The sequence below is a fragment of the Nocardia sp. FBN12 genome (assembly GCF_050320175.1).
Lineage (GTDB): Bacteria > Actinomycetota > Actinomycetes > Mycobacteriales > Mycobacteriaceae > Nocardia.
This window is the reverse complement of record NZ_CP190048.1, coordinates 6,155,677-6,179,333: the sequence shown is the minus strand read 5'-3', so window position 1 is coordinate 6,179,333 and position 23,657 is coordinate 6,155,677. Positions and strand designations below refer to the sequence as shown.

General features: G+C 67.0%; 20 protein-coding genes. 1 reads left to right on the top strand and 19 read right to left on the bottom strand.

The annotated features are described in order from the left end of the window. Positions 1 to 55: 55 nt before the first annotated feature. The 18 genes from fadD32 to ACQHI0_RS29055 all read right to left on the bottom strand — a co-directional run bounded on the left by fadD32 (position 56) and on the right by ACQHI0_RS29055 (position 21,395). Positions 56 to 1,966: a long-chain-fatty-acid--AMP ligase FadD32 gene (gene fadD32 / locus ACQHI0_RS29140; protein WP_427904955.1), complete on the bottom strand. Its 1,911-nt coding sequence runs from the start codon at positions 1,964 to 1,966 to the stop codon at positions 56 to 58. 181 nt (positions 1,967 to 2,147) lie between these two features. Next, entirely contained in the window at positions 2,148 to 3,167 is a 1,020-nt protein-coding gene (locus tag ACQHI0_RS29135; protein ID WP_427904954.1) for an LLM class F420-dependent oxidoreductase, read from the bottom strand. Between the two features lie 140 nt (positions 3,168 to 3,307). Beyond that, complete coding sequence (locus ACQHI0_RS29130; protein WP_427909343.1) at positions 3,308 to 4,300, bottom strand: cutinase family protein; 993 nt, start codon at positions 4,298 to 4,300, stop codon at positions 3,308 to 3,310. After that, positions 4,294 to 4,791, bottom strand: a complete 498-nt coding sequence (locus ACQHI0_RS29125; RefSeq protein WP_427904953.1) for a DUF732 domain-containing protein — start codon at positions 4,789 to 4,791, stop codon at positions 4,294 to 4,296. Before ACQHI0_RS29125 ends, ACQHI0_RS29130 begins: the two co-directional genes overlap by 7 nt. A gap of 110 nt (positions 4,792 to 4,901) precedes the next feature. After that, positions 4,902 to 6,734 carry an alpha/beta hydrolase-fold protein gene (locus tag ACQHI0_RS29120; RefSeq protein WP_427904952.1) on the bottom strand — a complete coding sequence of 611 codons (1,833 nt, stop codon included), beginning with the start codon at positions 6,732 to 6,734 and terminating at the stop codon, positions 4,902 to 4,904. A 164-nt stretch (positions 6,735 to 6,898) separates the two neighbouring features. After that, entirely contained in the window at positions 6,899 to 7,903 is a 1,005-nt protein-coding gene (locus ACQHI0_RS29115) for an alpha/beta hydrolase (protein WP_427904951.1), read from the bottom strand. Between the two features lie 394 nt (positions 7,904 to 8,297). Next, on the bottom strand, positions 8,298 to 9,359 hold the full coding sequence (locus tag ACQHI0_RS29110; protein WP_427904950.1) for an alpha/beta hydrolase: 1,062 nt from the start codon (positions 9,357 to 9,359) through the stop codon (positions 8,298 to 8,300). A 303-nt stretch (positions 9,360 to 9,662) separates the two neighbouring features. Next, positions 9,663 to 10,733: an alpha/beta hydrolase gene (locus tag ACQHI0_RS29105; RefSeq protein ID WP_427904949.1), complete on the bottom strand. Its 1,071-nt coding sequence runs from the start codon at positions 10,731 to 10,733 to the stop codon at positions 9,663 to 9,665. A 221-nt stretch (positions 10,734 to 10,954) separates the two neighbouring features. Beyond that, entirely contained in the window at positions 10,955 to 12,850 is a 1,896-nt protein-coding gene (zomB, locus tag ACQHI0_RS29100; protein WP_427909342.1) for a flagellar motor control protein ZomB, read from the bottom strand. 4 nt (positions 12,851 to 12,854) lie between these two features. Then, positions 12,855 to 13,787, bottom strand: a complete 933-nt coding sequence (locus tag ACQHI0_RS29095) for a decaprenyl-phosphate phosphoribosyltransferase (RefSeq protein ID WP_427904948.1) — start codon at positions 13,785 to 13,787, stop codon at positions 12,855 to 12,857. A gap of 26 nt (positions 13,788 to 13,813) precedes the next feature. Further along, on the bottom strand, positions 13,814 to 14,374 hold the full coding sequence (locus ACQHI0_RS29090; protein ID WP_427909341.1) for a phosphatase PAP2 family protein: 561 nt from the start codon (positions 14,372 to 14,374) through the stop codon (positions 13,814 to 13,816). 26 nt (positions 14,375 to 14,400) lie between these two features. Next, entirely contained in the window at positions 14,401 to 16,323 is a 1,923-nt protein-coding gene (locus tag ACQHI0_RS29085; RefSeq protein WP_427904947.1) for a glycosyltransferase, read from the bottom strand. Continuing rightward, complete coding sequence (gene glf, locus ACQHI0_RS29080; protein WP_427904946.1) at positions 16,320 to 17,558, bottom strand: UDP-galactopyranose mutase; 1,239 nt, start codon at positions 17,556 to 17,558, stop codon at positions 16,320 to 16,322. Before glf ends, ACQHI0_RS29085 begins: the two co-directional genes overlap by 4 nt. 178 nt (positions 17,559 to 17,736) lie before the next feature. Continuing rightward, entirely contained in the window at positions 17,737 to 18,375 is a 639-nt protein-coding gene (locus ACQHI0_RS29075) for a hypothetical protein (protein ID WP_427904945.1), read from the bottom strand. Between the two features lie 85 nt (positions 18,376 to 18,460). Further along, positions 18,461 to 19,006 (bottom strand): hypothetical protein, encoded by a 546-nt coding sequence (locus ACQHI0_RS29070; protein ID WP_427904944.1) that lies wholly within the window; start codon positions 19,004 to 19,006, stop codon positions 18,461 to 18,463. A 69-nt stretch (positions 19,007 to 19,075) separates the two neighbouring features. Next, on the bottom strand, positions 19,076 to 19,480 hold the full coding sequence (locus ACQHI0_RS29065) for a hypothetical protein (RefSeq protein ID WP_427904943.1): 405 nt from the start codon (positions 19,478 to 19,480) through the stop codon (positions 19,076 to 19,078). Between the two features lie 164 nt (positions 19,481 to 19,644). Beyond that, entirely contained in the window at positions 19,645 to 20,403 is a 759-nt protein-coding gene (locus tag ACQHI0_RS29060; protein ID WP_427904942.1) for a MerR family transcriptional regulator, read from the bottom strand. Positions 20,404 to 20,459: 56 nt separating this feature from the next. Continuing rightward, complete coding sequence (locus ACQHI0_RS29055; RefSeq protein WP_427904941.1) at positions 20,460 to 21,395, bottom strand: EamA family transporter; 936 nt, start codon at positions 21,393 to 21,395, stop codon at positions 20,460 to 20,462. Between the two features lie 103 nt (positions 21,396 to 21,498). Between ACQHI0_RS29055 and ACQHI0_RS29050 the strand changes: the two genes are divergently transcribed. Further along, positions 21,499 to 21,999: a MarR family winged helix-turn-helix transcriptional regulator gene (locus ACQHI0_RS29050; RefSeq protein WP_427904940.1), complete on the top strand. Its 501-nt coding sequence runs from the start codon at positions 21,499 to 21,501 to the stop codon at positions 21,997 to 21,999. A 38-nt stretch (positions 22,000 to 22,037) separates the two neighbouring features. On the opposite strand, the gene ACQHI0_RS29045 is transcribed toward ACQHI0_RS29050, so the two are convergent. Continuing rightward, positions 22,038 to 23,564, bottom strand: coding sequence for a SpoIID/LytB domain-containing protein (locus tag ACQHI0_RS29045; protein WP_427904939.1), 1,527 nt, complete (start codon positions 23,562 to 23,564; stop codon positions 22,038 to 22,040). Positions 23,565 to 23,657: the final 93 nt, after the last annotated feature.

The following is a 23,657-nucleotide window of genomic DNA, read 5'->3' as shown; positions in this document are numbered from 1 at the left end:
AACTCCACGCCCGGCATGCGGGCGCATGCCGGGCGTCGTCTCCGTGTCGAGCCAATTACTCTTCCGGTGCATCGGGGAAAGCCTGCTGGGTGTAACCACCGCGCAGCGTTCCCTCGAGGTAGGCGGCCTTGCAGGCACGCCGGGCGATCTTGCCGCTGGACGTACGCGGGATGGAACCCGCCGGCACCAGCAGGATGTCACGAGCGGTCACGCCGTGGCGCATCGAGACCGCGGCACGCACCGCGTCGGCGATCGGCCCTGGATCGGCCTTACCGGCGCCGGGACCGCGTTCGGCCACGACCACCAGTTGCTCGGACGCGTCGTCGACGTCGAACTTCAGGCCGGAGTGGCTGTCGGCGGCGAAGACCTCGGCGGGCAGCTGGTTGGCAGGCACCGCGAAGGCCGCGACGAAACCGGGGCGCAGCGCCTTGGAGGCCTCCTGTGCGGAGTACTCCAGGTCCTGCGGGTAGTGGTTGCGGCCATCGACGATCACCAGGTCCTTGACCCGACCGGTGATGTAGAGCTCACCTTCGAAGTACACGCCGAAGTCGCCGGTGCGCATCCAGTCGGCGTCGGGATCGGTGCCGTCGGCGTGCCCACCTTCGACCGGCTCGGTGACCTTGTTGCGGAACGCCTTGGCCGACTCGGCGGGGCGACCCCAGTAACCGATGCCCATGTTGTTGCCGTGCAGCCAGATCTCGCCGACCTGACCGTCTGGCAGCTCGCGCCCCTCAGCGGTGTCAGCGGACTCCGGATCGACGATCACGGCCCACTGCGAGAGCCCGACATAACCACACGACACCTGCGCGATGGCGGTGTCGTCGGACTGCTCCACGCGCACCATGCGGCCGGCGTTGAGCTCGTTGCGGTCGACGTAGACGTACTTGGCCTCGTCCTCGGCGCGGGTGGCCGAGACGAACAGCGTGGCCTCGGCCATGCCGTAGCAGGGCTTGATCGCGGTCTTGGGCAGGCCGAACGGCGCGAACGCCTCGTTGAACTTCTTCATCGAGGAGACCGTCACCGGCTCTGACCCGTTGATCAGGCCGATCACGTTCGACAGATCCAGCGACTCGCCCGCCTTGGGCACACCACGCGCGGCGGCGTGCTCGAACGCGAAGTTCGGCGCGGCCGCGAACGTACCGGCACCGTCGGAGACGGCGGCCAGCTCGTTGATCCAGCGCGAGGGTCGACGCACGAACGCACTCGGCGACATGATCGTGATGAACTTGCCGCCGACCGCGGGCAGGATCACCGTGAGCAGGCCCATGTCGTGGAACAGCGGGAGCCAGGTGACACCGCGCGAGTTCTCGTTCATGTTCAGCGACTTGATCATCTGCAGCAGGTTGGTGCCGACCGCGCGGTGGGTGATCTCCACGCCCGCGGGTACCCGGGTGGAACCCGAGGTGTACTGCAGGTAGGCGATGTCGTCGATCGCGGTGTCGGGGCGCACCCAGGAATCACCGAGAGTGTCCGGGATGGCGTCGACGGCGATGATGCGCGGGCGCTGCGCGGCGGGCAGCGAGCGGAAGAACTGACGCACACCGGCGGCCGAGGAGGTCGCGGTGAGGATCGCCGACGGCTCGCAGTCGCCTAGCACGGCGTGCAGGCGGTCGGTGTGGCCCGGCTCGTCGGGATCGAACAGCGGCACCGAGATGGTGCCCGCGTAGATCGCCGCGAAGAAGGAGATCACGTAATCCAGGCCCTGCGGCGCGAGGATCGCGACCCGGTCGCCCGGGTTGGTCACCTGTTGCAGGCGAGCGGCCACCGCGCGCAGCCGTACGCCGAACTCCTGCCAGGTCAGCTCGTGCACCTCGCCGTCGCGTTCCCGCGAGTAGTCGATGTAGCGGTACGCGAGCGTATTCGCATCGTTACGGGTGTGCTTCTCGACGTGATCGACCAGGGTCCGACCCTCGGGAATGACAATATTCCCGGTTTCGTCCAGGTAGTCGTCGAAAGTCTCTTCCATTCCTTCTTCTCCTTGCGAGGACGCGATGACAAGCTCTGCGGCCTCGACTCGCTATATCGCCACCGGACATCGAGCTCACACGAACGTGCGTCGACAGCCTGCGGATTTTCGAGCGGTCTGCGCGGTGACCGCTATCGGCTAGATGTTCTCAAACCAGAGTCATGTTACAGAGAACCCCCGCTCAGTCCTCCCGCAGCAGCGGAATGACAGGCGCGAAAGCGTCCATCTGGGTGGGGAAGATGCCCACATACGACATCGAAGTGAGTTGCCGCACACGCTTGACCTGTTCGGCGATCTCCTCGAACGTGCCGATCGCGATGTAAGGCGAGCTCAGGATCTCCTCGACGGTCAGTTCGACGTCGACTTCGAGGTCGGGATGCAGGCCCCGTTTGATCGCGTTGAGCGCCATCTCGGCGGTCTTCTCGCGGTCGTCGGTAATGACGATGGCGGTGATGGCCCAGTTCAGTTCGATGTCGGCGAACCGGTCACCGGCAGCGGCCTTGACGATGTTGACCTTCTCGATCGTCTTCTCGAGCGTGATGCCCGAGAGCAGGCCCTTGCCGTTCTTGGTGGTCTGCGGCACGACCGAGACGATGTCGGCGTGCTTGGCCGCCAGCGCAAGCATCTTCGGACCGCCGCCACCGGTACACAGCGGCGGGCGCGGGCCCTGCCGCGGACGCGGGGTGCCCTTGATGCCACGCACCTGATAGTGCTTGCCCTCGAAATTGCACTCCTGGCCGCGCAGCAGCGTGTCCAGGATGGTCAGCGACTCGTCGAGCTTCTCCAGCCGGATGCCGGGACGTTCGAACGCGATACCCGCGTTGTCGAACTCTTCCTTGATCCAGCCCGCACCGACGCCGACCTCGAGCCGTCCCTTGGACAGGACATCGAGGGTGGCCAGCTCCTTGGCGACCACGACGGGGTGACGTAACCCGTTGGCCAGCACCGAAGTGCCGAGACGGATCTTGGAGGTGGCTTGGGTGAGTGCGCCCAGCGCGGCGATCGGGCCGACCTGATCGCCCAGGTGATCAGGCACGAAGAAGGTGTCGTACCCCATCTCTTCGGCTTCCTGCGCCGTCTGAACGAACTTGCGCGCGCCACCCTCTTGCTTGTTGCCCTCTCCGGCCGCTCCGAAGCGGAACGGACGCAGCGGCGTACCCAGCGCGGTCAATTCACCGACGGGTGCGGCAGCTTCGGTCATGAACTCTTCGCTCCTGGCTGGTGTGTACTCGGGCGCAATTCCCAGCGCACTTTACAGCGTGCGAGCGATCCGGCGTGCGGATGTCACAGCGAGGCATGATCAGCGCCAATCACGCCCCCACTGTGACTGTGACAACTCCGTCAGGAATGCGGCGGATGCGGTGCGTTCTCGATGAGCTCCGCGGCCCAGTTGACCGTCCACTGGGTGGCCGTTGTGCCGTTGCCGTCCACCGTGTTCGAGGCGTACAGCGCGTGCACGGGATTGCCCGCGGAGCGGATCAGCGCGGCCAGACTGCCCAGCGCGTTGACCGGATTGAGGGCCTGGCGCGGCGCGTCACAGATCATGTCGCCGGGCGCGCAGATGGAGTTCACCTTCGGCGCCAGCGTGCCGAAGCCGCCGGGGCGCGGGCCGGTCATGCTGATGCCAGGCACATTGACACCCTTGAGCGCCACCTCCGCGCCCTCGCCCGTCGGCGGCGGATCGCCGATCTCGGTGGGCTGACCAGGGCCGGTGGCAGTGCGGCGGCCGTCGGCGATCACCGTCACGCCGAGCACATTGGCCTCCGGGATCGGGCCGTTGCCCGCGCCGATCTGGGCGGCGACGTCACCGGCGATCACGGCACCCTGCGAGAAGCCCGCGATGACGAAGTTCGTCAACGGGCATTCCTTGTGGCGCTGGGCCAGCACGTCGGTCGCGCGCGCGGTGCCCTCGGTGCGGCTGTTGTTGTAGGAAGCCTGGCCGTCCGGCGGGATCGCGATCGGGTTCGAGAACTGGGCCACATACGGGACCGTGTACACCTCGAGCCGGCTGTCCGGGAACTGCGCGCGCAAGGGCCCGGACACGCTGAGCATCAACGAGATCGGGTTCGCCTGCGGGTTGTACGGATCGTCGGTGCTCGACGACTCCCAGGTGCCCGGGATCGAGAGCAGCATCACATCGGGACACTCCGCCGACTGCGACGTGGGCGGCGGCGGGCCGGGCGGTGTTGGCCCCGGCTCCTTCAACCGGCCCGCGAGCAGGTACCAGAGCAGCACGATGACGATGATCGCCAGCACGAGCAGCGCCAGCACGGTGAAACACCCCGCAGGCCAGAACCTGCGGGAACGTCGCGTCGGTCGGGGCGTCACTAGCAGTAGGTCGAGTTCGCGGCAGCGATGTAGATCTGTGCTGCCTTGTTGACATCCATCTTCGACGCGTCGAAGGCCGGGTCGGTGCCCGCCATCGCGGCGACGAAGGTGGCCACATCGGCGTCACTGGCGCCGGAGCCCTTCGTGGAGCAGATGTAGGTGGCGGTGGTCAGCGCGGTCGTCTGGTCGCCCGGGGTGATGCCGTTCTTGGACAGTTCATCCAGGAACGCCTTGTCCTTGCCGGTCGCGGGGGCAGCCGTGCTGGTCTCCGGGATGGGCGTCGGCGCCTCGCTCGGCGCGCTGGTCTCGGTGCTCGACGGGGCCTCGGCCGGCGGCTCGATGACCACCGGCGGCGTCGTCGTCGACTTCGCGGCGGCGCTGGTCGACAATGTGGGCGTCTGCGACGCGGTCGAGTCGTTGCCACCACAGGCGGACAACAGCGCGACGGCAGCGAGCGCCGCGACCGATCCGGCTACCTTGCCAGGGATCCGATGCATGAAGATGTTCCTCGATCGTTCGTCAGGGAAGCGGTCGCAGACCAGGCTAGCCGGACAATCGGCGCTGCCGGGCACCGCGCGGCGAAGCTCAGAGAGTTCTCAGCCCGGGCTCACACCCCGTGAACTTCGGATTTGCCGTCTCGCACCACGATGAACCCGGTCTGAAAGTTCTGCTGGATTCCGCCGGGAACCGTGAACTCGTCGCTCACCGGGTAGCCGAGCCTGCCGTTCTCGAACCCCTGCGCGCCCCAGGCATCGGCGAGCGCGCCGTTGCGCACCGACCAGGCACCCGAGAGCGGACTCCAGTAGATGTTGCCGCCCTCGAACCGGCTGTAGCGCCCGAGATCCTTCAGCGGCGCCTCCTCGGCGACCGGGAACCCGAGCGGGCTGTTCTCGAAGCCGAGCTGGCTGTACTTGTCCAGGACGAAGCCCTGTACCCGATGCGCGCCGGTGGCCGGGCTGTAGAACATCGGGCCGTGTTCGAAGGCCTGCACCGAGCCGTCACGGCTGGGTGTCGGCGCTTCGGCCGCCACCGGGTAGCCGGCGGGCCCGCCCTCGTAACCCTGCTTGCCCCACTCCTCGAGGAACGCGCCGCGCATCACCTGCGCGCCGGTCTGCGGCGTCCAGTAGATCGAGCCGCCTTCGAAGGTCTGCATGCGGCCGCGCCCGTCGGGCAGGCCGTGATCGTCACCGTTGGGCAGGCCGAGCGGCGACGACGCGCCGCCGATTCCGGCGTAGGTGCCACCGATCCGCCCGCCCACCGGGTGCGTGCCCGTCGCGGCCGAATGGAACACCCGGCCGTTCAGGAAGTCCTGCACCGTTCCGGTGCCAGCGGGGTACTCCGCGGTCACGCAGTTGCCCAGCCAGTTCGCCGCCTGCGCGACGCCGGCGATCGCCCCGCCGAGGGCGCAGGTAGCCCCGCCGGGATCGGTGCCGAGCGCCGCGGCCGCCTGCGACCACGACTGACGCATCTCGAAATCCCAGTACGGCCACGTGTGGGTGCCCGCCGGGCGGTAGTTCGCCTGTACCGGGATCGCCAGCTTCTCCAGCTTGGCGACGAAATTCTGGGTCGACAGCCGCGACAGGATCTCCAGGCCGGTGCCCGCCCAGTTCTCGCTCATCAGCGGCACTTCACCGAGCTGATCGTGCGAACCGGCCAGGCCGCTGCCGCTGGAGACGTACATGCTGACGCCTTCGAGCTTGTCGGCCAGCAGATAGGGATCGTGCGCCTCCCACTCGGGGCTGCCGGGCGGACCCCACATCGCGCCCGCGTCGAAACCGCCGGCGTCCTTGTTGGCGAAGGTGATCGCCTGCGGCATCCCGAGTGTCGTGGTGGTGAGCAGGCCCGAGTAGGAGGCCACGTATCTCATCAGGCCCGGATTGCGGCCCGCGAGATTCATCGCCGCCGTGCCGCCCATCGAAAGTCCTTGTACGCCACGCACATCCGTGGTTCGCCAGTCACGCTCTAGGATCGGCGGGAGCTCCTTGGTCAGGAACGTCTCCCACTTGTAGTTGATGCCGTTGTCGGGCGCGAGCCAATCCGAGTACCAGCTCGACTGGCCGCCGACGGGCAGCACCACGTTGACGTTCTTGTCGGCGTAGAAGCCCTCGGCGTCAGCGTCTTTGGTCCAGCCGTTCTCGTCGTCCTGCGCGCGCAGGCCGTCGAGCATGAGCATCATCGGGAACTTCGCGTCGGGGCGCGCGTTCCAGTCCCGCGCCAACAGCATCTGCACCTGGATCGGGGTCTTCATGGCGGCCGAGTACACCCACAGCGCCACCCGCCGATCCGAGAGCCAGTCCACCCGCTGCACGGCCGACACACCGGGCTGCGCCTGCGCGGGAACGGTGACAGCCGGTGCGAGCAGGGCCGCCGCCATGACCGCGATTCCGAGGATCCGCCGCATCGTGGCCGAAGCACGATGTACCGAGACACGATGTTTCATCACACGCGACCCTCCTCATCCCGGAATTGGGACACAGCATCACCGTCGGTTGTACCGCAGTAACCAGCGATAACTGGGGATGACACGCGATGGTCGAGTGCAGCAAAAAGACCGGCCCACCCTGGGGGTGAGCCGGTCTTCAGGTTGTTGCTGAGCGGAAACTACTAGGCGCCCAGTGCATTCAGGATGTGCGGACGCGCCTTCCACAGCTCGTCTTCCCAGTACTTCCACGAGTGGGTACCGGAGGCACCGACGTCGTAGACGGCATTGATGCCGAGGGAGTTGAGGCGACGCTGGAACGCCAGCGTGCTCACGAACGAGATGGCCTCGATGGCCATCGCGTTACCGGTGTTGTAGACGCCGCCGAGACCAGCCGGCTTGTCGTGCTGGGCAGGCAGGCCGTTGGCCGAGGAGATGAACATCGGCAGGCCGCGCAGCTCGGGCGCGAACACCATCGGGTCCATCCGCAGCCACGCCGAGCTCCACGGAGCGGCCATGGCGTCGACGTTGAAACGGCCGGCGTCGAGCATCATCACGCGGATGGCCTCACGCATGCCGGGGGCGCCCCAGTTCAGCGGACCCGAGAGCGAGGACGCGTGCTTGAACTGATCGCGGTTCAGCGCGGCGAGACGCAGCGCGGCCGGACCCGACATCGACAGGCCGAGCACCGCGTTGTTCTTGCGGGACACGCCGTAGCCCTCGAGGAAGGCCGGGAGCTCTTCGGTCAGGAAGGACTCCCACTTGTAGGTGGTCTTCTGGCCGTTGGTGTTGCTGGCGGCGGTCCAGTCGGCGTACCAGCTGGACTGGCCACCGACGGGCATCACCAGGGTGACGTTGTCGTTGCTGAACTGCTGCATCGCGTTGGTCTCGAACGACCAGGCGTTGCGGTCGTCACGGGCCCGCAGGCCGTCGAGCAGGTAGAGCGCGGCGTTGCCACCGTTCTTCGCCCACTGCACCTGGACCTTCACCGGGCCCATCTTCGACGGCACCATGAGTTCTTCATAGCCACCGGCCGGCGCGCGCAACACGGGTGCCGACACCGACGGTGCGGCGAACGCGGTCGGGGCCGCTCCCGCGGCGATCGGCAGCACGAGGGCTGCAGCGCCGACAGCTAGAATTCGATTACGCCAACCACGAGATGCCGGCGCGACGGCCTTGCCGAAACGCATGTGAATTCCGCTCTCTTTCTGCTGTTATGGCATGCCAGACGCGTCGGCCGCCCACTCGACACGGCCCCGACAGCCCGGTCGATCAGACGGATGAAACAACGATCTGGTCACACTTACGCTCGCTGGAGGATATTCGACCCACGAATTAACCGCAAGGGCAGGGATATTGGCGGCTGGCGCCGCGGGATTTTCGGCCCTGTGGGCCTCGAATCCGAGGGGCGATACTGCGCCTGCGGCGTTCCGTCTCGCCCCTCGGATCCGAGGCGGCCGAAAATCCGTGGTCGCTGGGTTATGCAGGTGGCGTAGTCGGCTCGGGCGCGAATTGTCCAGTCGCTTCGGTTGTCTGGACAGACAGAACCGGCACCGCAAATGTTGCGGTGCCGGTTAGTGATGTTCACCCGATGTTGTTGGACAAATCCGGGATCATCCGCAGTGCTTCGTCATTCCAGTTGTTCCAGGCGTGGATGCCGAAGGCCGGGAAAGAGTAGGTGACGTTACGGGCGCCGAGAGTCGCCATCCTGACTTCGAATGCCTTGGTGTTGGCCAGTGCCAAGGCTTCCAGTGCCATCCCGTTGACGGTGCCCATGTTCGGGCCGTCGGTACTGGTCGGCAAGCCTGAGCCCGCCGCTATCCACAGCCGGGTGTTGTTGCCTACCAGATTGGGGGCGAACACGAATGGATCCATCCGCAGCCACTGTGGGCCCCACGGCGGTGCCATGGAGTCCACGTTGTAGCCGCCCGCGTCGAGCATCGCGAGCCGGATGGCCTCGCGCATGCCGGGTGCCGAGATGTTCAGGTAACCCGAATACGCACCGGCGAAGGAGAACTGGTCCGGATGGTAGGCGGCCAGCGTCAGCGCGGCCGAGCCGCCCATCGACAGGCCGAACACGCCGTTGCGGAAGCGATTGAAGCCGAGACGGTCGGCCAGCGCGTTGCGCAGGTCGCCGGTGAGGAACGATTCCCACTGGTAGCGGTAGCTCTTGCCAGGCCCGCCGGACAGCGCGTTGCCCGCGCCGGAACCGGAGGCGGGCACACCGTTGCCGGGAATGCCGAAGAATTCACTCGGCGAGTTCCAGTCGGCGTAGAAGCTGGACATACCGCCGACCGGCATGACCACGTTGATATTGGCCGCGGCGAGCGCGTTGGGGACATCGGTTTCGATCTCCCAGCCGTTCAGGTTCTCCGGCGCGCGCATGCCGTCGAGAACGTAGACGACGCGGTTGGTGTTGCCGTCGGCGGCGCGTAGCACGCGCGATTTGATCGGGCCCATCCCGGAGTCGACCCAGAAGTCGAAGGCATTGCCGTTGAATCCGGCCGAGGCGGGAGCGACACCGCCGGAAACGGCCGTGGCGATCGGAAGCAGTAGAGCCATCGATACGCCCGCGGCCCATCGCCGAGCCCACGAACCAGGGGCTGCGGTCTTCACGGGCCCACGCTTGCGGCGCAGTGTTCGCATTCGACTAGACCTTTCTCGCAGACCGAACGCGCAAATCCCGAGCTACGCAGTCGGATCCCTCATCGGACGTCGCGCGGAACCAATCCAGGGCAAAACGGACGATTCAACCTCGACGCATGCTCACTGTGTATAAATCGGTGACGAATGGTCTACATGTTGCTGGAAAGTGACCCGAAGCACAACTCCGGGTGATCTGTCGCCCATGATTCGTCACCGTGTGTCGCTCGGATCGTGACAAGAACGAGAAAAACCGCCCGGTGCTGACGAGGCACCGGACGGTTTTTCGGGGTCTAGCGGGTGTGACTAACCGATGTTCGCGGACAGGTCCGGGATCATGCGGTTGACTTCGGTTTCCCAGTTGCGCCAGTTGTGCACGCCGGTGATCGGGAAGTCGAAGTGGGCGTTGCCGCCGCCGAGAGTGGCCATGCGGACCTGGAACGCGCGGCTGTTCACCATCGCGAGCAGTTCCAGCGGGACACCCTGGACGATCTCCATCGGGTTGGACACATCGCCCGCACCGGGGATACCACTGGCCGCGGAGACCCAGATACGGGTGCCGTTGGCGACCAGGCGCGGGGCGAACACGAACGGATCCATGTGGAACCACTGCTGGCCCCACGGCGGCGCCATCGCGTCGATGTTGAACGCGCCGGCCGAGACCATCGCGACACGCATCGCCTCACGCATACCGGGCGCCGAGATGTTCAGGTACCCGGAGAACGAGCCCGCGAAGCTGAACTGATCGGGGTGGTAGGCGGCCAGCGTCAGGGCGGCGGAGCCACCCATCGACAGGCCGAACACGCCGTTGTTGTTGGGGTTGAAACCCAGCCGTGCCGACAGCGCGTTGCGCAGGTGGCTCGTGAGGAAGGTTTCCCACTTGTAGGTGTTCTTCTTGCCTGCCACCTGGGTGGGCGCGACCGACGAACCGGTCATCGACGAACCGGTGGCGGCCGAACCGGTGGAGCTACCACCCGAACCGGCGTCGAGGCCGAAGAAGCTGCTCGGCGCGTTCCAGTCGGCGTAGAAGCTGGACTGGCCGCCGACCGGCATCACGACGTTGATGTTGGCGTCCATCAGGGCGCGGGCGACATTGGTGTCTTTCTCCCAGCCGCTGAGGTCGTCGCCGGCGCGCATGCCGTCGAGCGCGTACACGACCCGATTGGTGTTGCCATCGGCCGCGCGGAAGATCCGCGACTTGATCGGGCCCATCTCCGAGTCGACCCAGAAGTCGAAAGCTGTGGGATCGAAGGCCGCCGTCGCGGTACCGGTGGGACCAGCCACCGCCGCGCCGATCGGCAGCACTACAGCCAGGGAGAGAAGCACCGATCGTTTGAGCCAGCCGGCTCCCCGGGCTCTGAGACGTCCGCCACGCATTCTGTTATGGGCCTTTCCTCGTGCGGTTCGCGCGGAACCGCGGTTGCAATGACCGCCGACTGATTACCGGCACACCAGTGCGCCGACGGGCCGTTCCTCCAGTGACCATATCGCTACATCCATAGCTTGGCGTTACCGAAAAGTGATTTAGCGGCGAACACCACTAAATAAACCCTGGCCAGCCGGTGTAGGTCATAGGTCGATGGGTACCAGCACCGGCCTTATCGGGGCGGCTCGGGGAACGGATCGACGAGGCCGCAGCGCTGGATTTCGTACTTGGGGATCCGGTCGATCCGGTACTTCGAGAACGCCAGGGCGTTGCGGAAGTTGTGCTTGAACCGATCGAAGGTCAGCGGATCGCGGACGGAGACCATCAGCGCCTGGGTCTGCGGGCACGACATGGCCGTGCGCGCCTGGGTGACCCATTGCTCGTCCATGTACCAGGGCATCCAGGGGTGGATGTCGACCATGCCCGAGTCGGCTACCACCCAGTCGGGCAGCAGGCTCTTGTCGTGGCCGATGCGGCCGTCGGCGAGCCGGTCCGAATGCGCGGCCAGCGGGTAGGCCAGGCCCATCGGGTCGATCACACGCACGTCCAGTGGCACGTTCATGCTCGTCATGCCCAGGTTCAGGAAGTAGACCGTGTGCCCCGAGCCCTCAGCGGGGATCGGCTCCGGCGGCGGGTCGAGGTACCAGAACGTGAACGCGGGCGAGTTCAGCAGCAGGCCGCCCTTGGGGTTGGCGGCGATGTCGCTGACCATGGCCCGCATGCGCGGGTAGTCGAGGTAGTCCTCGGCCAGGATCGGGTGGTCCTTGCCGGTGTTGAGCACGTAGTAGATGCGCTCGTCGACGATGCCGGAGGAGCGGATCTTGGTGCCGGTGGTGATCGCGGTCGTGTTCGACGCGTACAGCGACCAGCCCGCGGTGCCGAGCAGCGCGATCAGCAGCGCCGCGACCGACCAGTCGGACTTGCGCCACCGTGTCGGGATCGGGACGACAGCCACCGGCAACAGCAGCAGGAACAGCTGCGTGAGCAGCATGCGCCCGTGCATGAAGTCACCGCCGACGCGCACGGCGTACACGGTGAGCAGCAGACCGCTGCCGAGCACCATCACAACCACCGCGCTCGGCGAACGCAGCCACGCGCGCAGACCGGCCACGGTCAACTTCGGCAGCGCGAACCCACGCGCGACACCGGCGATCACACCGGCGATCAGCAGCACGAGCAGCGGAATCCACAGGTAGTACGGCCCGACCAGGTCCCACAGGTAGATGGCGCCCTGCCCCCACTTGGCACCGCCCGCGTCCTTGGCGACCGCGGTGTTCGGGTACGGCAGGCCGTAGTAGCCCATCCGCCAGATCTGGTACCCCACCGGCACGATCCCGGCGACGAACACGATCAGCGCACGCAGCACGATCGGCCCGAACCGGAACTGCGGCATCGGGGCCAGGAAGATCATCCCGAGCGCGAGCACGCCGATCAGCGTGGCCTCGGGACGGACCAGCGGCGCGAGACCGGCCAGGAAAACGAGCCCCAACAGCGAGGGCACGCGCACGACGGCGGCCTGACTCCAGCGGATCATCAGCCACCACAGCAGCCCGACCCAGCAGATCACCAGGCCGCTCTCCAGGCCGGAGGTGGCGTAATCGCGCGCGGGCGGCAGTGCGATGTAGACCAGCACACCGGCCGGAATCAGCAGCTGACCGCTGGTTCCACCCCACAGCCGCGCGGTGCCGAGCATCGCGAACACCACCGCGAGCACCGAGACCACCAGCGCTACCCCGAGCACCACGTACTCGAGGCGGGCCTGCGTGAGCCAGGAGAAGAACCAGACCACATAGGTCCACGCGGTACTGGTGTTGGCCTCGACGCGCTCGTCGACGTTGAAGACCGGGCCGTTGCCCGCGAGCAGGTTGCGGATCGTGCGCAGCACGATCAGGCCGTCGTCGGCGATCCAGCGCCGCTGCCACGCACCGAACGTGAACAGCGCGGCGGTAATGACCACCCCACCGACGAAGATGGCGCGGGACAGCACCGAGGAACGCGCGTCGCTACGCGGCGACTCGTCGTCGCGTAGCTGCTCGTCTTCGGTTGAATCCTGCTCCGCTACCAACATCTCGTCAGGTGAGATAGACAGCGACACCTACCGCTCCGATCCAGGCAATAGCGAGGAACTGCAGGATGCGGTCCCCCAACGCGATCTCTTCGGGTTCACCGGCCGCGCCACCATCGACGTCGACCGCGTAACGCAGGATTGCGATGGTAAGCGGGACCATCGAGATCGAGTACCACTGGGTGTCGCGTAGCTCGGCCTGCTCGAACGCCCACAGGCCGTAGAAGATCACGACGGCGGTGGCCGCGAGGGTCCAGATGAAGCGCAGGTAGGTCGGCGTGTAGTACTCGAGGGACTTGCGGATCTTCGCGCCGGTCTCCAGCGCGATCGCCAGTTCCGCGTAGCGCTTGCCCGCCGCCATGAACAGCGAACCGAACGCCATGACCAGCAGGAACCACTGCGACAGCGCGATGTCGGCCGCCGCGCCACCCGCGACGGCGCGCAGCAGGAAGCCGGAGGACACGATGCAGATATCGAGCACGGCCTGGTGCTTGAGGCCGAGGCAGTAGGCGAGCTGGATGCCGATGTAGATCGCCATCACCACGGCCAGATGCCAGGACGCGAGGAACGACGCGGAGATCGAGCCGACCAGCAGCACGGCTGCCAGCGCGTAAGCCAGGTTGACAGGAACGACGCCCGCCGCGATCGGCCGGAAGCGCTTGGTCGGATGGGCCCGGTCGGCGTCGACATCGAGTGAGTCGTTGACCAGGTAGATGCCGGAGGCCGCCATGCAGAACACGATGAAGGCGATCGCGACGTTCACGAGAACGCCCGCGTCACCGACCGCTTCCGGTCCGACCGCGAGCGGTGCGGCGAGCACGAGGACGTTCTTGACCCACTGACGTGGGCGCATGGCCTTGATGACGCCACCGAGCAGCGTCTTCGGCGGGCCCTTCACAGCACCCTCGTCGAGGACGGCGGCGGACGGTTCTTCGCTCATCTGGGCCAAAGTTCTTTCAGTTGCGGTCACTGTCGGAGTCTCTTCTCAGCGGCTAGCACGGCAGCAGCCGACGCGGCCCCCAAAGCGGAACCGGCGATCACGTCAGAAGGGTAATGCACACCGAGGACAACCCGGGAAAGGAGCATCGGTGGGACGATCACCGCTGGCAAGGGTAGCCCGGTGAGGCGTCCGAGCAACACCGCCGCCGCCGTGGTGGAGGTGGCGTGCGAGGACGGGAAGCTCAACTTGCTCGGTGTCGACACGTTGACCTGCACCGACGGATCGTTGGGGCGCGGGCGCCGGACGATCCGCTTGATCACGATCGACGCGGCGTGCGCACCGACGGCACCGACCGCGACACCGGCCCACTGACGGCGGCGCGGCTTGTCGACCAGCCAGCCCGCGGCGGCGATGCCGACCCAGCCGAGCGCGTGCTCGCCGAAGTGCGACATGCCGCGCGCGGCGGAGACGACGGCCGGGTTGGTGCCGATGGTGCCCTGCACGGCGTTGAGGATGGCGACCTCGACCGGGACCTCTACGTAGTCGCCGCTGCAATCGCAGCCGCCGCAGCAGCCTTCCTCGGCCATTTCCACTTCGGGCACTTCGGTGTTGGTCACTTCTCTGTTCCGTTCAGGCCGAAGGTCTTCTCCCACGCCGCCGTGCTGGTGAGCTCGGCGTGCGCGGCCCGGTAGCGCTGCTGCAGCTCCGGGAAGCGGGCGGTGAGTTCCTTGCGCAGGCGCATCGCTTCCTTGAGCAGGTCGCGGGCCTGGCGCGGGTCGCGCTTGCGGTAGACGACGCCGCGGCCGTCGGCGGTGGTAACGGTGACACCGTCGACCTGCGAGAGCAAGTACCAGCGCGCGTCGAGGGTCGGCACGTTGAGCTGCGGCGTCTCGTAGGCGGCCGGGTCGGCCTTGCGGAAGTTGTGCACCACACCCTTGGCCAGGCGGGCCACCTTCGCGATCGGGTTGGCTGGTTCGCCGACCGCGCCGACGCCGTGGCGGTTGGCCAGCGGCAGTTCGGTGGACGAGGGCACGACGACCGCGTCCGGGAACTCCTTGCGCATGCCGTGGATCTTGCCAAGTGCGGTGGGGAGCAGGTCGAACAGGCCTTCCGGACCTGCCAGGAAGTCGCGGATCGCCTCGTTCTGGATGGCGACCGTCGAGTATTCAAGGCAGAGCAGGTGTTTCAGCGTGGCCTTGATCGTGTTGACGATCATCGGCTTGCCGTCGCCGGGCAGGTGCAGGGAGGCGACCACCAGGCGGTTGCGGAGGTGGAAGTACGCCTGCCAGTCGATGGCGTCGTCCTTGTCGGACCAGGCCATGTGCCAGACGGCCGCACCCGGCAGTGTGACGGTCGGGTAGCCGGCATCGCGGGCGCGCAGGCCGTACTCGACGTCGTCCCACTTGAGGAACAGCGGCAGCGGCTGCCCGATCTGCTCGGCGACCTGACGCGGGATCACGCAGGTCCACCAGCCGTTGAAATCGACGTCGATGCGCCGGTGCAGCAGCTTGGAGTTGTCGCGATCCTTGAGCGGGTACTTCGAGAAGTCGTGGTCGTATTCGACATTCGGCGCCGAGGACCACATGAAGATCGAGCGGTCGACCACCTCGCCCATGCTGTGCAGGTGCGAACGCTCCTGCAGGTTCAGCATCTGCCCGCCGACCAGCAGCGGCGACTTCGCGAACCGGGAGAACGCGAGGGCGCGCAGGATCGAGTCGGGCTCGATCTCGATGTCGTCGTCCATGTAGACGATGTACTCGGCGTCGGTCTTCAGCGCCTCGTACATGACCCGGCTGTATCCGCCGGAACCACCGAGGTTGGGCTGATCGCAGATCGTGAGCCGATCGCCGAGGGTCGCGGCGGCTTCGGTGAAACCGGGCTCGTCGACGACCTTGCGGTTGCCCTGGTCCGCGACGATCACGGCGGCGATGTTGTCGAGCACCAACGGATCCGAGCCCAGCGCGCCGAGCGTCTTGACCAGGTCGGTGGGCCGGTTGAACGTCGGCATGCCGACCGCGATCGAGCCCGTGCCGGACGCCTGCTGCGGTGCGTACCAACCGCCTGCCAGCAGCGTGACGGCGGTGTCGGTGGTGATGTCGAACCAGATCCAGCCACCGTCCTCGAACGGGCCCAGATCGGTCTCGAACTCCACGACCACCGATTCCGCGCCCTGTTCGACGGCGAATTCCTTGCCCTGCACGTGAATTCGCGAACCGTCGGCCTTGGACCGGTAGACGTCGGCGCGACCGTGCCCGGCCAGTTCCAGGCGAAGCACCACCGACTTCAGCACGCTCCACCGACGCCAGTAGCTGGCGGGCAGCGCGTTGAAGTAGGTGCAGAACGACACCTCCGACTCCGCGCCGATCGACAGCGCGGTGCGGCTGGTGGCGTGCGCGCGACGGGCGTTGGTGGTGGACTCCTCCAGGTAGAGGGTCCGCACGTCGAGGGGCTCACCCGGCCGCGGCAGGATGACCCGCTGCAGCAGCGAGATGGCGCGAGTTTCGGTGGTCACGTCTTCGAGCATGGCTTTGGTCATGCCTCATCCACCAGCGGCGCACCGGATTCCAGATGCGGACGCAGCACGTTCTCGAACATGGTCAGTGCCGAACCGATCGCCATGTGCATGTCCAGGTACTGGTAGGTGCCGAGACGACCGCCGAACAGGACCTTCTTCTCGGCGGTTTCCTTCTTCGCCCGCTCGCGATAGGCCAGCAGCTTGGCGCGGTCGTCGGGGGTGTTGATCGGGTAATACGGCTCGTCGCCGGTCTTCGCGGCGCGGGAGAACTCGCGCATGATGACCGTCTTGTCGGTCGGGTAGTCGCGCTCGGGGTGGAAGTGGCGCGGCTCGATGATGCGGGTGAAGGGGACGTCGGCGTCGTTGTAGTTCATGACGCTGGTGCCCTGGTAGTCACCCTGTTCGAGCACCTCGGTCTCGAAATCGATGGTGCGCCAGCCCAATTCGCCTTCGGCGTAGTCGAAGTAGTGGTCCAGCGGGCCGGTGTAGACGACCGGGGCGTCCGGGTTGGCGGCGACGATCTCGTCGCGCACGTCGAACCAGTCGGTGTTCACCCGCACCTCGATGAGGTCGGACGCGGCCATATTCTCCAGCCACTTCGTGTAGCCCTGCTTGGGAAGGCCTTCGTAGGTGTCGTTGAAGTAGCGGTTGTCGAAGGTGTAGCGCACGGGCAGGCGAGTGATGTTGCCCGCGGGCAGTTCCTTCGGGTCGGTCTGCCACTGCTTTGCGGTGTAGTCGCGGATGAACGCCTCGTAGAGCGGGCGGCCGATCAGCGAGATCGCCTTCTCCTCGAGGTTCTGCGCGTCGGCCGATTCGACCTCCGCGGCCTGCTCGGCGATGAGCTGGCGGGCCTCTTCCGGCGTGAAGTAGCGGCCGAAGAACTGCGAGATCATGCCGAGACCCATCGGCAGCGGGTACGCCTGGCCCTTGTGCAGGCCGAACACCCGGTGCTGGTACCCGGTGAACTCGGTGAACTGGGTGACGTAGTCCCAGACCTTCTTGTTCGACGTGTGGAACAGGTGCGCGCCGTACTTGTGGATCTCGATACCGGTCTCCGGTTCGGGCTCCGAGTAGGCGTTGCCACCCAGGTGATAGCGGCGGTCGAGCACCAGCACCCGCTTGCCCAGCACGTTCGCCGCCCGCTCGGCGACGGTCAGCCCGAAGAAACCGGAGCCGACCACGATCAGGTCGTACTGGTTTGCCGGTGCATTGGAATCTGCGTTGACGGAGTTACCCTCAGGCGATGCGGCGGTCACGGGTGCCCAGCGTATCGGAAGACCGCAAATTGTCCCGGTGGAGTCACCAACCAGCCCGCGACCTGGGCCGATTGCGACCCGCCCTAGCGGTAGGCAAGTTCAGCGCTATATCCCGAGGCGAGCGCTCGGTACCCCTTCCATCGCGCCATTCGGGCGAGGCCCGTGTGGATGACTCATCTCAGTACTGCGGGTACGGCTGATGGGCGCCCGGGCGGCCGGCGCGAATCCAGCGGCCGGTCGATGGCGCGGCTGCCATGACGAGGATCAGGAGGGGGATCGCGCCGACCATGGCCAGACCGACAAGTGTCGCCGGAGTGGTCTCGAAGCCGGTTTCCGCGCGGTTCTCCACGATCGCCGCTGCCGCCGACAGGCCGAGGCCGATCAGGCTGATCGTAGTGAGGAGGATGAGGAGCACCCGGCCCGCGGCCTTGCGCCGGAACAACATGATGGAGCCGAGCAGCAACAGCAGGGCCGGTGCCGAGCCGATCGCGAGAGCGATCAGTACTTCCTCGCGGCCCGCTTCGTCACTCGCACTCGTGGCGTCGGTGCCCAGCAGAAACGCCAAGCCGAGGCCGAGACCGCCGAGGGAGATCAACGACAGCAGCAGTGCGGCCAGCGCGGCGGTGATGGCGGTTCCGCCGCCGGGTCGGGGCTGACCGTAGCCCGGGTACGGTGCGGCACCGTAAGCCGGTGCGCCGTAGCCGTATTGAGGCGCGCCGTACGGCTGGGCGTAGGGATCGGCTCCGTAGCCGGGCTGCGCGTACCCCTGCCCCGCGTACGGGTCTTGCCCCTGCTGTGGGCCGTACGGATACCCCATGTGTGTTCCCCCTCGTGGCGAGCTGAGTCTGTAGCCGCTATCTCGTGTCCGGCCTCGTCTACGCGACGATGCTGACCTGCTGAAACTATACGGTCGGTCCGACAACGTCGTCCGGGCGAGCGAGCGTGTAGGCCGAGGTCCACGGCAGCGCGGTGGGCACCAACACGAGCCCACCGAGTACCGCGCCCGAAAGTGCCGCTGCCCAACTGTGATTCACGATCGCCGTCACGGCACCGGGTACCCCACCGAGGCCGATCAGAATCGAACGAACAACGGGTTCGTCGGCGAACCAGTGGATCCCGTACCCGGAGTCGTAGTTCACGAGCGTGGCGAGCAAGCCGACTATCCCGAGCACGAGCTGTGCGGCCGCGGCGACCGCGATCACCCATCGCCCGGTCTCGTCCCGGCGCGCCAAAAGCACGCCACCGTAAGCGAACGCGAACACCGACACCAGCGCGCCGAGTGTGGTGAACAGCGTCAGCGAGTCGTCCAGCTTACCCGGATCGCGCAGAAACGACCGCACGAGAACCACGGCCCCCACCAGGTTCGCCAGCGCGGCGATCCCCGCGAGGCACACCGCGACGATCGCCGCCACCTCACCGCTCTTCGACTTCGTCTCCAGCACGACCATCCCCCGACCGTAGCGTCATCGACCGCGGCGTACCGAGTTCGAGCACCTGCGCGTCGAGCCGACGGTGACCTACCGCGTAAGGGTCCAGCGCCGTGTCGGCTCACTCAAACTGAGCGCGAGGATCACGGCGTTGAGCACCAACCACGCATCCAGTGGCCCGAACCGCCATCCGTGACTTGCCCCGTTCAGCACGATGACCAGCAAAGTCGCCACCGCCATCACCGACGTCATGGTGATCAGCACCCGCCTGCCGAGCATCCGCCGCCGCAAGAGCAGCACCGCCCCGAGCAGATACATCACCCCCAGCCCGCCGACGATCCCCGCACCCACGTAATCGAGGTCGATCTCGCGTCCGGCCGCCCGCAATACAGCGGTCGCCGTGCCGACGAAGACCCCCGCCGCGCCGACCAGCACCCCGAGCCAGCCCGCGATCAGCGCGCGCGAAGGCCGCTCCGGCCGCACCTGTTCCACCACTGTCCCCGCTACTTGTCGACGTCGCCGTCAGTTATACGGCGGAACCGGCGGATGCGGGGTGTTCGACGGTGCGACCTGGGCGTTCTTCCCGGAATCGAACCAGCGGTGACTCGATGGCCACACCGCCGACAACCTCATCACCCGGCCGCGCGCACACCAACCGTTCAGGCGGGATGAGCCGCGGCGTAAGCCCGGAAGGCTTCGAGGATGTACTCGGCGACGCCTTCGCCGTGCACGTCGTAGTTCTTCCGGAAGCGCGGGTCGGCGACGTACATCTCGCCGAGTCCGAGCAAGTATTCGTTCGACACTGGCTTGCCCTGCGTGCCGACACCGAGCCAGGCGCGGTGCCGGGCGACGATCGCCTGGACAACATCGCCTTCCACGGGAAGCCCTGCGGTGAACGCCTTTCCGAAGTCGGTGGCGATGTCGAGCTGGGTCTGCTGGAAGCCCTTCTTCTCGTCGTCGGACAGCGATCGCCACCAGCGATCACCACTCTCGTACGCGTCCTTGCCCCAGCGCTCGGTGACTTCGTCCTTGTACTGGGTGTGGTCGAAACCGTCGAAAACCTCTGCGGCCATGAGCGGTTCACCTCTTTCCGTCTTGCGCAATGTGGTCGACACCGATTCGATCTGCCGTGCCACCCGATCCTGAAGCTGTCGAAGCAGTTCCAGGTGGGTGCGCAGCGCACCGGCGGTGTCCTGTTCACCGGCGAGGACCTCGGCGATCACGGGGAGTCCGAGGCCGAGTTCGCGCAGCAGCAGAATTCGCTGCAGTCGAACAAGAGAGGTCTGGTCGTAGTAGCGGTAGCCGTTGGCGCCGATCCGGCTCGGCTCCAACAGCCCGAGCTGGCCGTAGTGGCGCAACGTACGACTGGTGGTTCCCGCGGCCTTCGCGAGGTCCTGGATGGACCATTCACCCACCATGACCTGCTCCCCTTCTCGTCGGTATCTCCACTCTGCAAGTTGACGCTACGTCAAGGTCAAGCGTGCACGGTAAGTCGTGCCGGAGCGGCGGAGATCGGACCGTTCACCGGCGCGGCCTGCGCCCGCGCCGGGATCTGGCCGAGCACGGTGCCTGCGAGCGCGACGCCGAGGCCGACGATCTGCAGCGCGGTGAGCGCCTGGCCCAGCGCGATCCAGCCGATCACCGCGGCCGACACCGGACTCAGCAGGCCGAGGAAGGACACCGAAGTCGCCGGTACACGCGAGATCCCGCGAACCCACAGCCAGTAGGCCAGCGCGGTGCCGATGATGCCGAGGTACAGGTAGCCGCCGATGGCTTCGCCGTCGAGCGCGGGCGGCGCGCCTTCGATCACCAGGGCGAGCGGTGCGATGAACAGCCCGCCCGCGGTGAGCTGCCAACCGGTCATCGCCAGCGGGCCGACACCCTCGGGGCGTCCCCATTTCTTCGTGAGCACCGTTCCCACCCCCATCGACGCCGCACCGGCGAGCCCGGCGATCACCCCGATCAGGTCGAGTTCGACGGTGCCACGGAGCACGACCAGCGAGACCCCGACGACGCCGACGACGCCCGCGATCACCTTTCGCCTCGTCGGCGTCTCGGCCAGCAGCACGGCGGCGAATCCGAGCGCGAACATCGGCGCGACCGCGCCGAGCACCCCGGCGACACCTCCCGGCAACCGATACGCGGCAAGGAACAGGAGCGGGAAGAACGCACCGATATTGAGCACGCCGAGCACCGCGGCTCGACCCAGCCACTGCCCGTGCGGCAGCACCCTGGTGAACGCGAGCAGCAGCAATCCAGCGGGGAGCGCGCGCATGAGCGCGGTGAACAGCGGCCGGTCGGGCGGCAGGAACTCGGTGGTGACGGCGTAGGTGGAACCCCACACGATCGGGGTGAGTGCGGTGAGCGCGAGGGTGCCCGCGTAGCCGGCCGGGCGGGTTGCGGTCGTCATGTTCACTCCTGATTGATAATCTCAACATTGAAATATCTACCGGATGCGGTATCTTCGCGTCAAGTAGATGAACATTAAGACTTTTAACCGAGAGGGAAATGCGATGCGCGATGCCGTCGACCTGATCACCGAGCACTGGAACATCGAGCGCCCGGATGTCGACGTGTCACCGATGGCGATCGTCGGCCGGATCACCCGCCTCGCGCGCGTCCTCGAACAGGACCTGAAACGCTTCTTCGCTGGTCACGGCCTGGAATTCTGGGAGTTCGACGTGCTCGCCACGCTGCGTCGCTCCGGCGGCGAGACCGGCCTCACCGCAGGCGCGCTCAACCGCGCGGCCATGGTCACCTCGGGCGCCATCACCAACCGGATCGACCGGCTGGCCGCGAAGAACCTGGTCCGGCGCGTTCCCTCCGCCGACGATCGCCGCTCGGTCTTCGTCCAGCTCACCGCCGAGGGCCGCGAACTGGTCGACCGGCTGCTCCCGCTGCACGTGGACAACGAGCAGCGCCTGCTCGCCTCGCTCGGCGCCACGGACCGCGAGCAGCTCGCCGACCTGCTGCGTACGCTGGCCATCGGCCTGGATGACACGAAGCTCGACTGAAGGATCCGTTCCGGAGGCGTTGTGGGCGATTTCGCCAGTCACTCGCCGTCGTACACGCCAGGTGCCGCACCGGGGGGCACCGGCCCGTACTCGGCGTGCGCCCCCGGCGTCGTCGCGGCGGGGTTCGCCGGGCCGTACTCGGCGTGCGCCCCCGGCGTCGCGGCGGGGTTCGCCGGGCCATGGACGGGTTCGCCCCTGATCTCGGCATCAGAGGGAATCTGCAGACCCTGTGGATCACCCGGCGAAACGACCTGGGGCACATCACCTTCTGGCGCCTTCAGTTTGGGACGGCCGGAGGCGGACGAGGGCAACTGATCGCCCGCGTCCGGAACGAGCTGGAGCAGCGTGGAGAAGTCGACGACCTGCGCGCCGAGTGTCTTGGTCGCCACGATCACACCGTTGGTGTACATCCGATACGTACCCGCCCGTTGCGGCAGCAGCATTTCCGGACCGATCGGCTCACCCACGGAACTGTTCGGTCCGCCGATGCGCCGGTATTCGGTGTCGATCACCGACTCACCCGCGAGCGCCTCGATGGTCAGATCCGGCTCTGCTGGAATGGCGGGAACCACTGGGGCAGGCGCGGTTTCGACGAGTTCGCTCGGTGCCGGTCCGACCTCGAAGGTCTGGATGTCGGCGGGCCGACCACCATCCGGAGCCGCCGAGTACTCCGAGCGCAGGATCTGCCCGTCGCGCAGCAGCACGGTGCCGGTGGTGGCGGCGACGGCTTCCGTGGAGCGTGAATCCTCTTTCACCGTGCCGGGATAGGCCTGGCAGTCGGTGGTGTCGCAGGTCTGCGCGTAGGCGTATCTGTTCTCGGCCAGCGCGTAGGAGCGGGCCGCGATCGCTTGGGCGCGTAGCGCTTCGAAGGCACCCTGGTCGGCCCAGTTGGCCTGCATTTCCGCGGGGAGCACGCCGGCGAGATAGTCGTCGAGATCCACCTCGTTGACGGTGCGATAGGACTCGCCCTCGAGTGCCACACCGAGCGCGCCGCGATAGGCGGTGCCACCACAGAGGGTCAGGTGTTCGTCGGCCGGCCTGCCCGCGCCCGCGCCGACCGGGTAGACGAAGGGATCGTCGGTCGCGGCCTGCCACAGCACTTCGCCGTCACAGCCCGCGGTCACCACCACATTCGCGCCACCGTCGGGCAGGGGCGTGAGGTGGGCCGCGTCGCCGGGGCCGATCGTGCGACCGGCGACCTGAGCACCGGCGGCGGCGAAGGTGTCGAGAGTGGCGTCGTCCTGCGCCTGCAGGCGGACACCGATCGTTGTCGGCCCGATTTGCCCGAGTTCAGCTCCCGGGTAGTAGTGCCCGAGAATCTCCTCGGCCGACCAGCCCGCTCGCGCGTTGTCGAAGGCGCCTACCTGGCTCATGCCGCGACCGTGTCCCGCGCCGACGGTGGGGGTGATCTGGCCCGGCAGGATCTGCCACAGCCCGATCGCCCCGGTCAACGCCAGCACAGTGCCGCTGACCAGCACCGGCAGCGGCGCTGTCCGGATGATCGGCACGGCTCGGCGACGGGTACCGCGGCGGGTACTGCGGTTGATCAAGGTGTCCGCTCTCATACTGCGCTCCCACGGTTTCGCGGTTCGACCGGCGGAGCTCGCGTCGGCATGTCGTCGTCGCCGAGCGGGATCCGAGGGCTACATTCGAGCAAT